This window comes from Acetomicrobium sp. S15 = DSM 107314, from assembly GCF_016125955.1.
Taxonomy (GTDB): domain Bacteria; phylum Synergistota; class Synergistia; order Synergistales; family Thermosynergistaceae; genus Thermosynergistes; species Thermosynergistes pyruvativorans.
On sequence record NZ_JADEVE010000382.1, the window covers coordinates 1 to 332 of the forward strand.

General features: G+C 52.4%; 1 protein-coding gene. It reads left to right on the forward strand.

Annotated features, from left to right (window positions below; genetic code table 11):
- Positions 1–332: 4-alpha-glucanotransferase (locus tag EZM41_RS11180; protein WP_198471152.1), on the forward strand; the 332-nt coding region annotated here is incomplete at both ends.

Genomic DNA, 332 nt, shown 5'->3' on the forward strand with positions numbered 1-332 from the left:
CTGAAACAGGACAGAGCCTGTGGCAGGTATTACCTTTAAACCCCACCGATGGCGGTAGTGATCATTCTCCGTACAGCAGCATATCGGCCTTTGCAGGGAATGCATTCTTTATAAGTCCTGTACTGTCAAGTATCACGATGCGGAAAAGAAAGAACTCCTATCTTACACTCACGTGCCAGATCCGGAACCAGAAGTGGGACAGGAACTGCAGATCCGCCGGCGAGTGCCGCGCATTGAAAGCGTTTTGGCTGAATCCATGCCCGATGGGAGGCTTTTGCTGCAGATCAAGGATGCGCCTTTCAGCGAACCGATTCTCGCCCGTTTCGCTTCGG